The 15,246-nt window shown below is 43.6% G+C and carries 11 protein-coding genes; 4 read left to right on the top strand and 7 right to left on the bottom strand.

Annotated elements, in window-relative coordinates; translation table 11 throughout:
• Positions 1–256 precede the first annotated feature (256 nt).
• From OCU35_RS17220 to OCU35_RS17235, 4 genes are all read right to left on the bottom strand, one after another.
• A complete protein-coding gene (locus OCU35_RS17220; RefSeq protein WP_261826059.1) occupies positions 257–586 on the bottom strand; it encodes a hypothetical protein in 330 nt (109 codons plus the stop codon).
• Between the two features lie 9 nt (positions 587–595).
• Positions 596–1,606, bottom strand: coding sequence for an integrase domain-containing protein (locus tag OCU35_RS17225; RefSeq protein ID WP_261826060.1), 1,011 nt, complete (start codon positions 1,604–1,606; stop codon positions 596–598).
• An 890-nt stretch (positions 1,607–2,496) separates the two neighbouring features.
• Positions 2,497–4,146 (bottom strand): trypsin-like serine protease, encoded by a 1,650-nt coding sequence (locus OCU35_RS17230; protein WP_261826061.1) that lies wholly within the window; start codon positions 4,144–4,146, stop codon positions 2,497–2,499.
• A 391-nt stretch (positions 4,147–4,537) separates the two neighbouring features.
• Positions 4,538–4,975 (bottom strand): hypothetical protein, encoded by a 438-nt coding sequence (locus tag OCU35_RS17235; protein ID WP_261826062.1) that lies wholly within the window; start codon positions 4,973–4,975, stop codon positions 4,538–4,540.
• A 1,251-nt stretch (positions 4,976–6,226) separates the two neighbouring features.
• Here OCU35_RS17235 and OCU35_RS17240 point away from each other — a divergent pair.
• Together OCU35_RS17240 and OCU35_RS17245 are read left to right on the top strand one after the other, a co-directional pair.
• Positions 6,227–6,439 carry a hypothetical protein gene (locus OCU35_RS17240; protein WP_261826063.1) on the top strand — a complete coding sequence of 71 codons (213 nt, stop codon included), beginning with the start codon at positions 6,227–6,229 and terminating at the stop codon, positions 6,437–6,439.
• A gap of 139 nt (positions 6,440–6,578) precedes the next feature.
• On the top strand, positions 6,579–7,634 hold the full coding sequence (locus OCU35_RS17245) for a phage integrase (RefSeq protein WP_261826064.1): 1,056 nt from the start codon (positions 6,579–6,581) through the stop codon (positions 7,632–7,634).
• A gap of 112 nt (positions 7,635–7,746) precedes the next feature.
• Here OCU35_RS17245 and OCU35_RS17250 read toward each other — a convergent pair whose 3' ends face one another.
• Positions 7,747–8,790, bottom strand: a complete 1,044-nt coding sequence (locus OCU35_RS17250; RefSeq protein ID WP_017027910.1) for a GMP reductase — start codon at positions 8,788–8,790, stop codon at positions 7,747–7,749.
• 674 nt (positions 8,791–9,464) lie between these two features.
• Between OCU35_RS17250 and ggt the strand changes: the two genes are divergently transcribed.
• Positions 9,465–11,201 carry a gamma-glutamyltransferase gene (gene ggt / locus OCU35_RS17255; protein ID WP_261826065.1) on the top strand — a complete coding sequence of 579 codons (1,737 nt, stop codon included), beginning with the start codon at positions 9,465–9,467 and terminating at the stop codon, positions 11,199–11,201.
• Between the two features lie 64 nt (positions 11,202–11,265).
• On the opposite strand, the gene OCU35_RS17260 is transcribed toward ggt, so the two are convergent.
• The gene (locus tag OCU35_RS17260) at positions 11,266–12,747 is read right to left on the bottom strand and encodes an NAD(P)H-hydrate dehydratase (RefSeq protein ID WP_261826066.1); all 1,482 of its coding nucleotides are present in this window, start codon (positions 12,745–12,747) and stop codon (positions 11,266–11,268) included.
• A gap of 195 nt (positions 12,748–12,942) precedes the next feature.
• Entirely contained in the window at positions 12,943–13,299 is a 357-nt protein-coding gene (locus OCU35_RS17265; RefSeq protein WP_017027913.1) for a hypothetical protein, read from the bottom strand.
• Positions 13,300–13,847: 548 nt separating this feature from the next.
• Here OCU35_RS17265 and OCU35_RS17270 point away from each other — a divergent pair.
• Positions 13,848–15,080 (top strand): L-lactate MFS transporter, encoded by a 1,233-nt coding sequence (locus OCU35_RS17270; RefSeq protein ID WP_017243463.1) that lies wholly within the window; start codon positions 13,848–13,850, stop codon positions 15,078–15,080.
• Positions 15,081–15,246: the final 166 nt, after the last annotated feature.

Below are 15,246 nucleotides of genomic sequence, written 5' to 3' on the forward strand. Positions count from 1 at the left end.
ATAATAGGGAAATTGTGCCCTTTAGATATGGCTCCGTTTCCCGAGTTGTATTATCAACTCACACCTACCCGATGTAGGGGAAAGAAATGAAAGAAAATATAGTGTTGTGCTTCATAATCGAAGAATCATTTTGGTCTCTACCGTGAAGAACTTCTTAATTCACTAAGATTTCTATATCTAGGTCACTATATAATTTTAACTCTCTGAAATTGCGCATATTTACGCTGGTACTGAACCGATTATTATAATCAAAAACTTAATTTCTCTTAGCTCTCACTAGTAGAGCATGACGTCGAATTTTTGGTTCAGGCACATTCCCACTCAACCCTGCAGCTTCAAAAAAGAGTTTCAAAATTACGAATTTCTCTCGCCGTACTTTCTCACTCTCATCCTCTGTTCGTCGCCAGTAACCTACGATTTGTTTCCTCCCTAGTCGATTCAGTTGTTCGCCGACATTGGGTTCATGCTGAAATATATCGTCTAGTATCGAGATGAGTCGCTGAATTTGCTTTTGCCGATACGGAATGCCCTTCTTCTTGTAGTGAGCCATAGCAGCGTGAACCTGCTTTAATGTATGCCTATTCATGGACCCTCCTTATCCTACATAGGCATTAGTAACGACGACTCTGTGGTGACCAAGAACCTTTGATAGAGCAAGACGAACCGCATTGTCCCGGCGCTTAGCCTCATTCAAATCGATAGATAATTGTTCAGTGATATATTGATGATGCTGTTCTCCATGAGGAACACCGGATACTACGGGTGGAGCAACTCCAAGGTTTTCCTCATAAAACCGACATGCATAGTGCTGACGTTCGCCGTGCGAACGAAAACTAGGATCAACCATTTTCGCCTCTCGCCAAGCAAAAGACTGGAATGCCTTCAATGACATATTGATTGGAATGGCGTTATCATGGCCAGTACTTTCCTGAAGTTTGTGACCTTTGTATAACGCCTCTAATTGTGATGATTTATCAATAGGTATAGTTCGTGCTTGTCCTCCTTTCGTTCCACGATTAACCTCTACTTCTCCTCCAAGTCTTGCTTGTTTAAGCAGAGTTGTACTATCAAGTAATGCTCCTTCCCTAAACCTCAAGCCAAGCTCTCTTTGTAGCTCAAAAGTCACTGCAACGGGCAGACAGCAATCATTTACAATACGTTTATGTACAAGAATTGGTGTCGAACTATCTACCAGTGCGATACCGCTTTTAGGAGGGTAATTTAAGTCTCTAGTTGCTAGAACCTTACATGAATCATCACCTCTAGCCTGACTCAAACAGACGTTGATATGGCTTAAGTAATCACGAGCACTGCTTGCGGATAGCTCACCACTTTCAAATTGTTCTCTCAAATATTCACCATAAAGAACTATGTGTTCTCGGTTAATATTCATGAGTGTATAAACATCTGTTTCATGTTTTATAAATTGGGAAAAGTCGCGACAAGCGCTACACCTTGCGGTGTGAGTATTGTTTTTGACACCTCCAGTCTCCTCAAGAGACGCGTTGATTAGAGCCTTTCCTATATCCCTAGACCCTAATGAAAAGTTGGGTTTAGTAAAATCGCGAACTGGGTTCGGTAAATGTCCTGAATAATTGTGTTTCATAGATATAACTCTCATTGTTGCTGTACTGAGAGTTAGTAGGCCAAGGGGGTTTAGTGAAAAACTTTGTTGTGCGTTTTTATTGGTCAAAAACAAGCACTGAGGGATCTTGACTCAACTATTGCCACACCGGCATATTCTCATCGTTATTAACATAGCGTTTAATGCGCAGAGGAACCTCACCTCTGTATCGGTAAATGATATCGCCGCTTTATAAACATGCTCTTCCATCGTGGAATCTGAGGTCTTATTGCATACTCATGTTTTCAATGACCGCTCCCTTGTACTTTAAGGGCTGAGGGCTTTTTGCATCCTCGGTCAACAAATAGCGCAGTTGGCATCTGCTTTAGGTTTATTGCATCCACTATCTGTTATTGCTATGTGTTCTTTTCGTATATGACAAAATGCATTGGGTGGCGTTAGAGTTATGACCCACTATTGTGCTCATAACCGTACCAATGCGACTCATTTTGTCTGCTACTTCCCCATACTTCCTTATCGTCATCTGCGAATTGCTTAGTATGAGTGGGTTTTAGGGTAGCCAAGCACTTCGTCTAATTTCTTTCGATAATTAGACGAAGTGCTGAAGTTCGCTAACCTTCCTTCATAACCTGCACTGTTGCGACTCTTTCGAGGTCGCCGTGCAGGCTAATTTTGGTCGCGTTGCTCCATTGTGCTTTGGTGAGCAGGTGTCCACTCGTTAAGAATTCCCTATGTGTCTTTTGACTTTGATACGCTCGTGGCGTTTTGATAATAAGCACTGAGTGCTTGTCATTCATAGATAAGCTAATTATTCGAACTGCCTCTCAGTGACGAGACATTTTTATAGGTCGACATAAAATATAGGCGTAAAAAAGCCGCTCTAAATCCCCCGATCGGCAAACGAAAAACCTCTAATGAAGCCTGCGACGTAGCAACACTCCCATACACAATATTAAGAACGGGATAGAGCTTGACCCCCCTGAATCTCCGCCAGTATTATCAGCATCAGGTGATGTTGTTTTGTCTTCAGTACACGCTTTGCTTTCAGGCCAAACCTCACAGTTGTCGACGCACTTCTCTTGGTATGGGTCAACCGAACACTCTACAGGAGGGCATCCAGGGGCATACGCATCGATGTCACACTCATCGTAACAACCTGGGTACCCCGGATCATCGTCACATGAAATACCTGGGTACTCGGGATACTCTGGCGGTTCAACGCTCTCTTCTGTGATGAATCGTACTGACATTGGTAAAGAACCAACGCCAGACAGACCCAAATCAATAGTCGAGAACACTTCGCTGTCTATAGCGTTCTGGTCACCATTAAACAACACCTTAATCATGCAGCCTTCTGTTGAATCCAACAGACCCTGACAATCACTCAGTAACTCAAATTCACTGCCTTGTACTGAAGCCGCTCCAACAACAATCGGATCGTTAGTAAAGTTCTGCAGTGGAATCTTAATTTCATGTGAGAGTGCATCACCCTCAGAAATCGTTACCCCAATGTCGCTCGGATAGACCACTTTCATAATGACGCCGCTTAACCAGTCCATCAAATAAGTAATGTCACTAAACAGGGACAAATACTTACCATTGATGGCCACCTTGTCACCACCGTACATACTGCCGAAGTAGTAGTCGCCATGCATTACTGGACCGCCGCTGTCACCGAAGTAACTTGCTGGATAACCCAAACCGGTATCGATCCCGACCAAGTCAATCAATGACTGCTCTCGGAAATAACACTCGGTAGCACCTGGTTCACACATCGCTAAGCGATCTTCACCACTTGCAGGAAAACCATTACCTACTAATGCTTGCGATTGAATGTAAGGTCGATACATACGGAAAGTGCCCTCTTTTAGCGTTTCAGGGCTCAATCCAGTATCACGATCATCTGAACCGTAACCACGGAACACGAACTCATCGTTTTCTGTAATGTTGGGTTCGCCCGTTCCCATATTAATCAACGGAGCCAAAATCGGACCTGAATGATGAGGAACAGATGAATCCAATACAAGAATCGCAAAGTCATTTTGATTGTGACTCTGAAGAAATCCGTTTTCTTTATCTTCATCACTCATTCCCGTGATATACGCAATTGAAGCGTCCACCCGGTCAAGCCACCATAAAGCCGAATAACGGTCGCCTACACCACCCTCAAAAGCCTCAGGAGTGGCCGGTTCTATCCATGTCTCAAACAAGTGCTTTACATGAAACTGCCACGCTAGATTCGCATGATAGCTCCGGTATGATTTATACGCATAGCCTGTCACCTCGAAAGAGGAGGTTGGCGCCCATCGATCAGTTCCTTGAAAGATCTCTAATTGTGCTTCATCACCATCAATGCAGTGACCTGCAGTTAGCAGAAGATCTCCACCTAACAACATGCCAGTACAAGTTTTCTTAGCGACACCCTCTGAACCTAGAGCCAAGAAGTGCACTACGTGGTTTTGGTAGTCCTCTTCTGCTACAGGCGTAGAGAAGGTGACAGCGCTTGCTGGAAGCGCAGCTAATATCAATGGCATTAAGAGTATTTTCTTCAACAAGTTCATGTACATACCTACACTAAAGCGATCACTATTCTGAATGTAGACAGTAAATTGCAGCTAAATAGCATTGAGGTATCACTTTCATCAATATTCATATAGGCGACTAATATCAAACACAATTGTGACAGTGAAACGGGAACATATTGAACCGAGAGCAATACGGTATAGATTTGCAGTGCGTTACTTCGCACACCATGAATTCAAAGGATTTGAAGACGTAGTTAGACAAAATCAGATTAACGGCAGATGGCTAAAAAGTACTATTTTAATAGTCGAAAAGAGAGGCTTTTTCTTACCACTGCAATATGTAAGAAATCATTTCAAATTATGGGTTTACTATAAAAAGAAGGCACTTCATTGAGAGAAGCACCCTTCAATAACAGCAGATGGGTAGTTAAAATTCCTTGGTGACACGTTTGAGACCATCTAACTCCACCAACTTTCTAGAGAGCTCGTCCTGGGTGCGCTTGAGCCGCACCTCAAGTACATCTCTTGCCATTGAATACTTGGCGCTAGTAACTCCAATGCAGACTAACCACAACAGCAATAACCAGTTGTACCAACGCAATTCATCGTGCAAAACATTGTGGCCAAAAAACTCTAGCTGCAATTCATACGCAGGCACAGTTTTGGAAGATGAAAACAGATTTATCCACTCACCTTCCTTCCACCCAAGGTAATAGCTTGCGTCGGTTTCTACCACCTCACTAGGGCAAAGCACATTAGCACATTCGTAGGTGCTAATTGAGTGGCTAGACCCACTGTATACACCTAACGTAAGTAGAGCATTGATAAGCCCTACAATGAATAATGATCCAAAAAATCTTAACATGGTGTACTCCTAAACAGTCATTTATGGGTTCACAAACACGTTAGCATCCAAATCAATTCCCGAAAGTCGAGCAAAAAAGAGAACTGCCGAAACAGCGAATCGACAGTTCTCATAAAATCTATTTACATACTGCGGTCTATGCCTAACGGGTAATTACACCTACTTATCAATCAGTGAACGCTCATTTCTGATTTCCACTGTCCAGATTCCTTAAATAGTGCGTAGCTGAGGTAAGCCAAGGAGAAGTGCTTAGTACTTGTCGGTACTTGGATTCCTTACCTAATAGGTAAGATGTGAGTGATCCCCGTAGTGCACTTCCCCCTGACTTGTACATAGAGTAAGGCAGCGTTTTTCAACGCGAGAAAGAGTTAGGCTTTTTCTGTGTACATTCAACTCATGTTTCCTTTATTTATAAGGGTTTGGTCTACAAAAATTAAATTAAAAATTTTGATTTAGACACAAACTATCGAGCATTCAGAACCCGCGACTATCTAGTTTAGGTTTTTGCTACTCATGAATTTGTGGCCACACGAAACGGTAGATCACCGTATCAAACCATCAAGCGCTTGAACTGAAGAGTCATATGGATTGATGGTTGAGGTTGTATCACTAAAAGAAATAATAAAAGCGATTCTGCGGTCAAGGTGCCCTATTTCCAACTCCGTTTGAGTCAATTATCAGGCTAAAAACTGGAGAAGCTAAACCAGTTTATTTCGAAAATATACTCAAAAATCATCCACCTCTGAAGAGGATTTTCTATTAGCCTTTAAAAGGCAAACTCTTCTTACCTTAACCCTCTTAATCCGCAACTGTACTCTTTGAAGCACACAAATTAGTGAGGTGCAGTTTCTTAGTTCGATGTCGGACAAATGAGTAATTTTTGACCTTCTAGCTCACAAAAATCGGCAATAATAACCACTAGACGTTCATGTTTTTTCGCAACATTTCCCTCCAAATCAACGCCAAAACCAAAGTTTTTGCGAGTTGAGACTCAAGATTTGAGCTTTGTTATTCTCAAAATCAATCTTCATGATTCAATTGCTTCGAACTTCACTAGCACTGCGAATCAGGACTCGAATGACCAAATATCCTCACACATTACCAGCTTTCAAACTTGAACAACTGGTGACTACTCTCCTCGTGAATCGTATCTATTTCGAAGATTCATTCCCTAGAATACTTGCGCTTTCGGGACATCAATCATGCGGTATTCTTTCTCTGAATTGTTCAAACTAAAAAAGGACATTACTCATGAACAAAAACATTCCCTTAACTTTTGGCCCATTCGTCACCTACGAGCTTTACTCTCAGCTTTCGGGAATCCCTGTCAACACCATCAAAGATTATGTAAACAAAGGCCGCATCATAATCAAGAAAAAGGCGCTACCTCGCGAAAAACCTTTGATCAATATGGTCGCAATGCTCGAACTAGCGGCAAAAGAAAGTAACGAGTATCTAAGATAACCAACGTACATTCAGGTATTTACTTTAGGATTTGGCGGCAAACTCTAGCTCCCATAAACAACGAGTTTGTCGCTAAAAAATCCTTATCGATCAAGTTTCTCTCACAATTAATTTCATAAACTTATTAAAAGGAAGCCCTATGGCAATTCGTAAGACTGAAAGCAAATCAAAACCTTGGCTCGTAGAATGCTACCCTCAAGGACGCAATGGTAAACGTATTCGTAAACGCTTTGGAACCAAAGGCGAAGCTGTCATATTTGAAAATCAAATGATGAACCAGTCTCAGTCTCCAGAGGAAGGTAAGCCAGACACCCGAAAAGTATCGGAGCTAATTGAGATCTGGCATTCCGCTCACGGCTCAACACTAGCAAGTGGTGATGCTTGTAAGAGCAAGTTTCTAAGAATGCTTAACTCTATGGGAGATCCTGATGTTCAAACATTTACCAAGCAAGTATTTGCTGAGTTTCGAGGAAAACGAGTTTCAGGAGAAATAAGTTTTGTAGATAAGAAATGGAGAAAAGCTCCTCCTAGCCTATCTACCATAAACGCAGAGCATGCCCGATTCAAAGCCGCTATCAACAAGCTCATTAGTATCGGAGAATGGAAGACTGATAACCCACTTAACGACTTAGCCCCCTTTCCTACAAATGAATCTGAAATGGGTTTTCTAACAGACGATGATCTAGAATTATTGCTCACTCTTGTCAGTAAGCATAAAAACAAAGATCTCTCCAAGATTGTAAAACTGTGTTTGTCTACAGGCGCGCGTTGGAGCGAAGCCACAAGCTTGAAGGGTTCTCAGCTGCAGGTCATTAGCAAGAAAAACGGTTCAAATAAACAATATCTAGTCACTTACATCATAACTAAAAGTAAAAAAAGCCGAACCGTACCGATATCAGAAGAGCTCTATAACGAGATTTACAAACCAACTTCGGGCCTACTTTTTGATCAGGACTGTTATAACGCGTTATCTTACATATTGAAAAACAAACTCAATAACGCACTTCCAAAGAACCAAGCTACACATGTACTGCGACACACCTTCGCAAGCCATTTCATGATGAATGGTGGAAACATTATAGTGCTGAAGGATATTCTTGGTCACTCCGAAATCAAAATGACCATGCGTTATGCCCATTTCGCTCCGGATCATTTATCTGATGCTATCGTCTTCAACCCACTTTCCAATATCTAGCTCTAACCCTTCAATTCTGTCGCCATTTTGTCGCCACTTGACAATTTTCAGACAAAAAAAGAGCCGCTTCTAGCGGCTCTTTTCATTTCGATATTTCCGAACTGTTATCGGCTTACTCTTTACCGAACACGTTGTTCTCTTGCTCTTGTACTCGGATGAACGTGGTACGCTTGGTTAGCTCTTTAAGCTGTGCTGCGCCTACGTATGTACAGGTTGAGCGCACGCCGCCAAGGATGTCAGAGATGGTGTTGTGAACGCTACCACGGTAAGGCAATAGTACGGTTTTTCCTTCAGCTGCACGGTATTTAGCAACGCCACCAGAGTGCTTCGCCATCGCGCTTTCTGAAGACATGCCGTAGAACTTCATGAATTGCTTGCCGTTTTCTTCAACAACTTCACCGCCAGACTCAGAGTGGCCTGCTAGCATGCCGCCAAGCATAACGAAGTCAGCGCCGCCGCCGAATGCTTTAGAAACGTCACCAGCACATGCACAGCCGCCGTCACCGATGATGCGACCACCAAGGCCGTGTGCTGCGTCAGCACATTCGATGATTGCAGAAAGTTGTGGGTAACCAACACCTGTCTTAACGCGAGTAGTACATACAGAACCAGGGCCGATGCCTACTTTAACGATGTCAGCGCCAGCTAGGATGAGTTCTTCAACCATGTCGCCTGTTACTACGTTGCCTGCAGAGATAACCTTGTCAGGGAATTCAGCACGTACGCGTTGTACATACTCAACAAGGTGCTCAGAATAACCGTTTGCGATATCGATGCAGATGAAGATGAACTCATCGCTAAGTGCCATGATTTGCTTAGTTTTCTCAAACTCAGCATCAGAAGTACCAGTAGAAACAAATACGTTGTTTAGCGTTTTCTTGTCCGCTGTGTTTGCGAACTCTGCCCACTGCTCAACAGTGTAGTGTTTGTGAACAGCAGTCATTACATCATGTTCAGCTAGCGCTGCAGCCATTTCGAAGCTTGCTACAGAGTCCATGTTTGCTGCAATTACAGGAACACCAGACCATTGACGACCACTATGCTTGAATGTAAAATCGCGGGTTAAATTTACTTGAGAACGACTTTTTAGAGTAGAACGCTTAGGGCGGAATAGTACATCTTTAAAGCCTAACTTAAGTTCTTGTTCGATACGCATTGTTGGATTTCCTTGATTCAATAGATGATGTGCCAATTACAATGCAGGTCGTGCTTTGGCAGAAGCGTTGACCATTCTTCGGACACAAAAAAACCGGGGCGTTGGCAGACGCTCCGGTTTTCAGCATTATAGAGCCAGATAAATTTGTCGCAAGACTGATTTTTTGTTTTTTTTTGTGCTACTATCTTGAAACTTGCAAATCTGCGCCTCGCAAATTCCAGTTTGATTATATAAATCAACAACTTAAAAACCCTCTATGCTCGTCATCCTAAGTTGAACACCTCTAGTACCGTCTATATTTGGTGATCCAGTTCACTATCTGTGTATAAATCCCTGTATTTTCCGCTCGTTGACTCACTCTTTTTACTGCATTTTTTTGCGAAAATTTCGTTTTTGGCGTGAATAAATCAAAAATATGGTCACTTTGTTTCGGTCAGGGCTCTATAGCCGTTCGTAGCCAATATCCGTATCGAACCAGCTACGCATTGAATTACTCTAATACATATCACCAAGAACCATGGATAGTATTCAAAATTATTCATCCTACTTATATCATTGAAAAATAAAGAAAAAAAATAACGATCTCACACTGTTTTCACATAACTAATCAGGCAGAATGCTATACCTCGGTCTACTATTAGCAGTGCTAAATATTCTTAGTTATAGAGGTCTTAATGCAGCGTCGAATTTTTCTCCTTCTTTCTACCCTCTCCACTACAGCCTTAGCTATCCCTTATCCTCTACCCACAGCGCCCGATGCCACTGGTGACCAATTTATGGTCAGCGCCACCAATCAGTATGTCACTAGCACAGGTTATTCAATCTTAAAGCAAGGTGGGAACGCCATTGATGCCATGGTTGCAATGCAAATGGTTATGTCCGTTGTTGAGCCTGATATGACTGGGATTGGTGGTGGTACATTTGCCTTGTATTACGACAAGGCAACGGACTCTTTTATCGCCTATGACGGACGCGATACCGCTCCATCAACTGCAACGCCTGATATGTTTCTGAATGAAGATGGCAAAGCGATACCTAGAGATGACATTTTAGGTCCTCGGTCCGTCGCGATCCCTGGAACCTTAAAACTGCTCCACTCCACGCACCAGAAGCACGGCAAATTGGAGTGGGCGGAGTTACTCGAACCCGCTATCGACTATGCCGAGAATGGCTATGCCATGAACAGCTATACCTACGACATTCTGGTTCGGGAACAGTCTCGTCTGGAAGGTGATCCTGAAATCAATGCTCTGTATTGGGATGGTGATGACATCAAGCCAACCGGCACTTTGATGACTAACCCGGAATTAGCCAACACCCTTAAGCTCATTGCTAAGCACGGTGATAGCTATATGTATAACGGCCCTCTGGGTGAGCACATTGTTGAGACGGTCAATGCACAGCTTGATGACGAGCAGCACAAGCTGAGCATGAAGGACTTTAATAACTACCAAATGGTAGAGCGGGATATTGTTCAATCCACTTATCGTGGTCACGATATCGTCTCTTTTGGCTATCCAGCTTCTGGGGGAGTGTTAGTCGCGCAAACGCTTGAGATGCTAGAGCCTTATAAGATCAACGAGATGCATCACACCGAAGCCGAGCCATGGAGACTAATGACCGAGGCGATGAGGTTAGCTAAGGAAGACCGCATTGCCTATGCAGGAGACCCTAGCTATGTGGATGCTCCCGTGGAGAAGCTTCTGGATCAAAACTATCTAACGCAGCGCGGTAAGCTGATTCCTAAACAAGGCTCTATGAGGCAAAGCGAAGTAAAGCCAGGAGATATCAGTCAAAAGAATCTCGCGAATGTTGATGGATTTGAAAGCCAAGATACGGGGCATATCTCCATTGTCGACGCAGAAGGCAATGCCATTGCAATGACCAGTACTGTGGGTACAGGCATGGGCTCAGGGATTATGGTAGATGGCGTCTTACTAAATGCTCAGATGGCGAACTTTTCTTCTGTGCCAGAGGTTGATGGAAAAGCCGTGCAAAATTCGATTATGGCAGGAAAACGCCCCCGCTCTGCGATAACGCCATTAATGGTGATGGAGCCAAATGGTAGCCTCAAACTGGTTGTGGGCAGTCCAGGAAGCTCGCAGATCCCAGGATATGTTCTTAAAACGGTGGTAGGAGTGATCGATTGGGATCTATCGGCGCAAGCAGCCATCGATCTGCCCAACATACAGTATGGAACCAAGATCGATCGTACCAAGCCTTATAACCCGACGGGGCTTTTAGTAGAAAAGCGTACCTACGCTGAAATACTGGTTCCTGAGTTTACTGAGATGGGTTATCAGGTGCATGTCATCCCTGTCGTCAGTGGCTTGAATGCGATTGAAGTTAAGAATGGTCAGCTTTATGGAGCAACCGATCGCAGACGCGCCTCTACGTCTCTAGGTGACTAACCCAAGGCTATGAGTCCACTGTTCTTATTAAGCGATAGCCTTATTAAAGCAGTGGACTTTCTATTTAGCATTGATTTATAAGAGAGCGAATCTCAGGTAATAGGTCGCTGGCCAGCATACCAATTTTTCCTGACTGCGTAGCGATATTGTCCGCCGCAGTAGAATGTAGCCAGGCTCCTAGGCACGCCGCATCTATTGGCTTTAAGCCCTGAGAAAGCAATCCAGCAATAACCCCGGTTAACACATCGCCCATTCCCCCACTTGCCATGCCAGAGTTTCCCGCTTTGATCACATAGGTCATTTGTCCATCGCATATCAAGGTACCTGCCCCCTTAAGCAGCACCACACACTGATATTTTGACTGGATCTTCTCAACTGCTGCATAGCGATCTTGCTCAATATCCTGAACAGAACACTCTAATAGCCTTGCCGCTTCCCCTGGATGAGGGGTTAGAACGGTTTCGCTTAAATCATAAGATGACGCACTCTGAGCAAGAAGGTTCAGCCCATCGGCATCAATGGCCTTAGGTTTTAACTGCGCTATCCCTTGTTCAAACAGCCTCTTAGACCAATCATCTGTGCCTAACCCTGGTCCTAATGCAATAACGGTTGCAGAGTTCATCACATCTACCAGCATTTCTGCATTGCTCGCTTTATCTATAGCAATGGCCATTACCTCAGGCTGGCGGGTAAGCAATGGAGTAATGGTATCTTGATGAGTCATCACGCTAATTAATCCAGCCCCGACGTGGCAGCTTGCCTGAGCGGCCATAATAATGGCGCCACTGGTTCCTTGATGGCCACCCACTAATAGCGTGCGACCGCACTGCCCCTTGTGAGAAGTGTGCTTCCTTTTTGGTAATCGCTTATGGGCTTGCTCTTTATCAAAGATGCAGGCTAGCTCTGTTTCTAAGCTTGAGAACTCAGAACCAACACCAAGGTCCGCTAGATATAGCTCGCCAACGGTATCTCTGGACTGCCCTGTCACTAGCCCTCTTTTATTCCCTATAAAAGTCACTGTAGTAGTCGCCTTGACTGCAATACCTAAGATCTTGCCCGTGTCAGCATGCAGGCCCGAAGGAATATCAAGACTGAGAATTGGACGTTTGGATTGGTTAAGGCTGTTAATCACCTTAGCAAGATTGTCTCGAACATTACCGGTTAACCCCGTACCTAGCAGGCCGTCAACTATAAGGTCATAGTGCTCTAACTCATCGATGTTGCTAGATATCACTTTGCCATGACTTAGCCATCGCTGTTTTGCTTGCGCTGAATCCGCGGTATTGGATTCACAGTAGGAGGGCTGAAACACGTCTACTTCATAGCCAAGCTCTAGCGCTAATCGAGCCACCACAAAGCCGTCACCACCGTTGTTCCCTGAACCACAACAAACCAAGACTCTTCCGGCGTTAGGTAGCATGGACTGCAAGCGTTCAAAAGCGGCGTGCCCAGCCCTTTCCATTAGTTGATAAAGAGTAATTCCGGCGAGAACTGCTGCTTGAGGTTCACTTTGTTTAATTTGCTGCGGAGAGTACAGGCGGTACATGATCGATACCTCACCATCTATTACTTAAGCGTATGTACTACCAATCGTACTAAATAACTGATCATCCTAGCTAGTAAAGTACTTAGTGTTATTGATATAAGAATAGTGAAGTTTTGAGGCTAAAAGTGAACAGGCACAAAAAAACCGCTGTGCTTTCGCGACAGCGGTTTTCGTAATGATTCCAAACACTAAGGTTTACGCTTGATTTAAGCCTAGCTTGCGATTTGTGCTTTTATCTTTGAAGTAGAAGTACACGTAAGTCGTCGCGATCGCAAAGAATAGGTACGAAAGAGAGAAGATCAACGGTGAAGTAATCAATCCGGCGTTAACACCCACAATGGTCGAAACAACAGTAATAGTCAGTTTGCAAAGCATGCCTGTTAGTAGAAGGAACACTGCAAGTTGTGGCCAACGAGATGAACGGAAAGCCAACCAGAAGCAAACACCCACAGCAAGCGATGCTGTACTCAGTCCGTAAAGGAAAGAAGTTAGGTGCTCAGCTGATGCTGCGCCCGCGGAAACAGAGATAAGTAGAAGTAAAAATATTTTCATGTGTAACCTCACTAAAGCTTAGTAAAGCATCCTTTCAAATTTGGAATCTTAGATTTCACTGTATTTTGACTGAAAAACACTCGTTTGCAAGCTGTTTTTTTGAGCTATTTTTCGCCTAAATCATTGAAATACACATCAATTTTACATCTACGCAACAATTTAACATTGTTTTAAATCAAATAAGCACCATATAACCGTTTTACGATGATATTAACGATCTAGATGTTTAAATTGTTAAAAAAATGCTAAAGCGAAATTTTCTTTCATAGACGCCGAATACATCACATTCCGTTGGGTAAACAGTCTATAGGCAGTGTTTTATCCTGCGAAAATCACCGCAAATTTTGCGAACCATCTCTCAATTTGTACCAATAGTAAAAAAGCGCAAAATTATTTTCCATTTTTCGCAAAAAGAGATTCAAATCACAAAAAACTTGTGTACAATTCGCGCATCTCGCTCTTAGAAATTTTGAGAAACCTAAAAAGTTTTTTAACGTTTCAGACAATTAACACAATCAACCTAGCCATCACGGCACCGAGAACAAACGATGAAAAAGATTGATAAAGCGATGCGCATCCTGATTGCAGGATTCTGTATCAACCTTTGCTTAGGCATTCTTTACGCATGGAGTGTATTCAACAAAGCTCTAGTTACTGATTTAGGCTGGAATGCAGCAGATGCATCTCAACCATACGCTATCGCAACGGTTACTTTCTCTATCGCTCTTCTTGTTGCTGGTATCCTTCAAGACCGTATGGGTCCGCGTAACATCCTTATGTTAGGTGCTACGCTAACGGGTCTAGGTATGATTGCCTCAAGCTTTGCAACGACTCCTGCGATGCTGAGCATGACATTTGGTGTGGTAGCTGGCGCTGGTATCGGCTTCGGTTACGCATGTCTTTCTCCTGCTGCGATGAAATGGTTCCACGCATCTAAGAAAGGTCTAGTAAACGGTTTGATTGCTGCTGGCTTCGGTCTCGCTGCGGTTTACCTCGCTCCGCTGACGTCTACGCTTATCACTAACTACGGTATTGACCAAAGCTTCCTTATCCTAGGTGTTGGTGTTCTTGTTATTGCTGTGCCTCTAGCGGCAACAATCAACAACCCACCAGCAGATTACGTACCAGAAGCGCCTAAGGTAAAAGCAGGTCAAGCACCAGTTGCTGTTAAGAAGAGCAACGACATCTCTTGGAAAGTAATGCTGAAAACACCTCAGTTCTACTCTCTATGGATCATGTACGCATTTGCTTCTGCAACGGGCCTTATGATCATTGGTAACATCACGACTATTGCAAGTGTTCAAGCGAACCTACCAAACGCGGTATACCTAGCATCTATCCTTGCAGTGTTTAACTCAGGCGGTCGTATTGGCGCTGGTATCCTATCTGACAAGATTGGTGGCCTACGCACATTGTTCATCGCATTTGCTCTGCAAGGCGTTAACATGGTTCTATTCGCTACCTTCAAATCAGAAGCAACGCTGATCCTTGGTACTGCGATTGCAGCGGTAGGTTACGGTACGCTACTAGCGGTATTCCCATCTATCACTGCTGAATTCTACGGTCTTAAGAACTACGGTACTAACTACGGTGTTCTTTACACTGCATGGGGTATCGGTGGTGCTATCGGCGCGGCAGTTGTTGGTTTCTCAATGACTCACGGTGAAGGCTATACTCTAGCGTACACAATCTCTGCTGTAATGATGGGTGTGTGTGTTGCACTATCTCTAGTGACTCGCCCTATCAGCGAAGAGAAATCTGCACAGCTTGCTGCTGCTTAATTATCTCAAATGGTTTAATACCAATTGAATTAGATAACAGGCTCGCTTCGGCGGGCCTGTTTTGTTTTTGTTACAACTCTTCGTTTAAAAAGCCGAGATTTGAGACAAGGCTAATAATTCTGATTAACGCCTCATTATTCAGATAGACGAACTCTAGCGTCTGTTA

Origin of the sequence: Vibrio breoganii, from assembly GCF_024346795.1 — a bacterium.
GTDB lineage: Bacteria > Pseudomonadota > Gammaproteobacteria > Enterobacterales > Vibrionaceae > Vibrio > Vibrio breoganii.

Coding starts and splice junctions, on each gene's coding strand:
- ggt (WP_261826065.1), top strand. CDS start 9,465: ATGCAGCGTCGAATTTTTCTCCTTCTTTCTACCCTCTCCACTACAGCC.
- OCU35_RS17250 (WP_017027910.1), bottom strand. CDS start 8,790: ATGCGTATCGAACAAGAACTTAAGTTAGGCTTTAAAGATGTACTATTC.
- OCU35_RS17260 (WP_261826066.1), bottom strand. CDS start 12,747: ATGTACCGCCTGTACTCTCCGCAGCAAATTAAACAAAGTGAACCTCAA.
- OCU35_RS17245 (WP_261826064.1), top strand. CDS start 6,579: ATGGCAATTCGTAAGACTGAAAGCAAATCAAAACCTTGGCTCGTAGAA.
- OCU35_RS17240 (WP_261826063.1), top strand. CDS start 6,227: ATGAACAAAAACATTCCCTTAACTTTTGGCCCATTCGTCACCTACGAG.
- OCU35_RS17230 (WP_261826061.1), bottom strand. CDS start 4,146: ATGAACTTGTTGAAGAAAATACTCTTAATGCCATTGATATTAGCTGCG.
- OCU35_RS17220 (WP_261826059.1), bottom strand. CDS start 586: ATGAATAGGCATACATTAAAGCAGGTTCACGCTGCTATGGCTCACTAC.
- OCU35_RS17270 (WP_017243463.1), top strand. CDS start 13,848: ATGAAAAAGATTGATAAAGCGATGCGCATCCTGATTGCAGGATTCTGT.
- OCU35_RS17265 (WP_017027913.1), bottom strand. CDS start 13,299: ATGAAAATATTTTTACTTCTACTTATCTCTGTTTCCGCGGGCGCAGCA.
- OCU35_RS17225 (WP_261826060.1), bottom strand. CDS start 1,606: ATGAAACACAATTATTCAGGACATTTACCGAACCCAGTTCGCGATTTT.
- OCU35_RS17235 (WP_261826062.1), bottom strand. CDS start 4,975: ATGTTAAGATTTTTTGGATCATTATTCATTGTAGGGCTTATCAATGCT.